Genomic DNA, 2,474 nt, shown 5'->3' with positions numbered 1-2,474 from the left:
GACGGCGCCGGAGCGGCGCGCTGCCACAGTCGTGCTCATGAACTCTGCTCCCTGTGTTCGGAGTGTCCCGGGTGTTCGGAGTTGCCCGGGCGTCCCGGGGGTGACGCGCCGGCAGGCTCACCCGCCACCGCGCCGAAGCGACGGAAGCGCAGCCACCGCCGGTACACGAGCTCCTCCGGGCCGGCCAGTCCCAGCGTCGCGCGCAGTGCGGCACCGACGAGCGCCGCGGCGTGGACGGGATCGGCCGCGGCACCGCCGTCAGGCTCGGGTACGACCCCGTCGACAATCCCGAGCTCCAGCAGCTGACGCGCGTCCACGCGCAGCGCCTCGGCAGCCTTCGGCGCGGCGGTCGCGTCCTTCCAGAGGATCGACGCGCATCCCTCCGGGCTGATCACCGAGTACACCGCGTTCGCGCACATCAGCACCCGGTCGGCGACCGCGAGCGCCAGCGCCCAGCCGCTGCCGCCCTCGCCGGTGACGACGGCGACAACCGGAACGGGCAGCGCCCCCATCAGGCGCAGGTTCTCGGCAATCGCGACCGACTGTCCCCGTTCCTCCGCCTCGACGCCGGGATGGGCGCCGGCGGTGTCGATGAAGGTGACCACCGGCAGGCCAAGCTTGGCCGCCAGCCGCATGACCCGCGCCGCCTTGCGGTACCCGGCGGGACTGGGCATGCCGAAGTTCCGCTCGCTGAGCTCCGCGACCGTGTGCCCCTTCTGGGTGCCGATCACGGCCAGCCCGACTCCGCCCAACCGGCCGAGACCGGCGACCATCGCCGGGCAGTCGGCGGAGGCCCGGTCGCCGTGCAGCTCGTTGAAGTCGTCCAGCAGAAGCGAGATCAGGTCGAGGGTGGTCGGGCGCCCGAGCGCCCTGGCCTGCCGCACGGCGTCCCAGGGATGACGGACGGGCAGGTGGAGCACCTCGGTGATCACCCGCTCGGCTCCGTCATGCCCGTCGGACAGGCCGCCCCCGGCCGTGGCGCCCTCGGCCACCTCATGAACGCCGGTGGCGACGCGCAGGAGCCGGGACAGCGCGGCCCGCAGGTCGCCACGGGGAACGATCATGTCCACGATTCCGTGGTTCAGCAGGAACTCCGCCGTCTGGAAGCCGGGCGGCAGCTTCTGGCGGATCGTCTGCTCGATCACCCGGGGACCGGCGAACCCGAGGCGGTCACCCGGCTCGGCGACGATAACATCACAAAGAGTGGCGAAGGAGGCTGCCACTCCCCCGAACGTCGGGTCGCTGATCAGTGCCACGGTGAGCACGCCCGCCTCGTCGAGCCGGCCGAGCATCTGGCTCGTCTTGGCCATCTGCATCAGCGACAGCAGGCCTTCCTGCATCGGAGGCGGTCACAATCACCAGCGGTGTGCGCTCGGCCAACGCCAACTCGCCCGCCCGGGTGATGGCCTCGCCGACGGCCGATCCCAGGCTGCCGCCCAGGAAACGGAAGTCCATCGCCGCGACGATCACCTCGGCGCCGTCGATGCGTCCCCGCGCGCAGACGACCGCCTCGGCCAGTCCGGTCCGCTCGCGGGCCTGGCGCACCCGGTCCGGATAGGGGGCCGAATCGGTGAAGCGCAGCGGATCGGGATCCGCGGGCACGGGCGTCGCCAGCTCGGACCATCCCGGGTCCAGCAGCTGGGCGAGCCGGCTCGGGGCCGTCAGCGGCGCGTGCCAGCCGCACTCCGGGCAGACCCGGTTGGCTGCGAGGAACCGCTTGCCATAGAGAAGAGTCCGGCATCCCCCGCACAGATGCCAGGCGAGGCGGTCCGCGGTCGACTCCGCCTCGACGGCTGGCACGGGCACGGGCGTGCCAGCGGTGGCCCCGGGCGCGGTCGTGGGCGCAGTCACCGGGCACCCGCCGTCAGAACGTACCGGTGCGCCGGCGAGCTCTCGCGCGTGGCCGGCGGTCGGTAGGCGGCAGCCCGCACCGGCAGCCGCACCCCGGCGAACCGCAGTGCCGCGGCCCGCCCGGTGTAGGCGGCGCCGAGCATCAGCTCACCCGCGACGTCCACCGCGCTGCGCCGGTCGACGTCCGCCAGGTAGCTGCCGGCCGCCCAGGTGTTGAAGGCGCCCAGGGACGGGCCGCACCAGATCTGGTAATCGGTGATCCGGTCGGGCGCGGCGGAGATCGCCCAGCCCGAGGACAGCCCGAGATACCAGCGCCATCCGTCTCTTCGGGTTGGCCTGCGCGCGTTCGATCTGCTCCGGGTCGCGTCGGCTGAAGTAGTCGACGGTGTCAGCCCATACCTCGTCCACGGACCGGCGCAGGACCGAACGCTCCAGCCAGTCCCGATCCTCCGCCGAAAGGTCGTCGAGGGAGTCGTGGGCGCGGTAGAGGTCGTACAGCCGGCGGCCCCGCCCGGCGAACATCGTGCCGCGGCGCAGGACCTGCACCTCGGCGCCGATCTCGAACATGTCGGAGGCCGGCGCCATGTCGATGTCGTTCGGGCCCGCCTTCGCCAGCAACGCCC

Annotated in this window: 1 protein-coding gene and 2 pseudogenes; all 3 read right to left on the bottom strand. The window is 72.9% G+C overall.

The features are described from left to right. Positions 1-35 precede the first annotated feature (35 nt). A pseudogene (gene accA, locus AC08ON_RS12145) lies at positions 36-1,806 on the bottom strand (carboxyltransferase subunit alpha). Between the two features lie 41 nt (positions 1,807-1,847). Beyond that, a complete protein-coding gene (locus AC08ON_RS12140) occupies positions 1,848-2,015 on the bottom strand; it encodes a hypothetical protein (RefSeq protein ID WP_476607313.1) in 168 nt (55 codons plus the stop codon). Beyond that, positions 1,999-2,474, bottom strand: a pseudogene (locus AC08ON_RS12135) (hypothetical protein); the annotation flags it as partial. The gene AC08ON_RS12140 and the pseudogene AC08ON_RS12135, both read right to left, overlap by 17 nt.

It is taken from the genome of Frankia sp. CoWAU3 (genome assembly GCF_977971855.1).
This window is presented reverse-complemented; position numbering and strand designations above follow the sequence as displayed.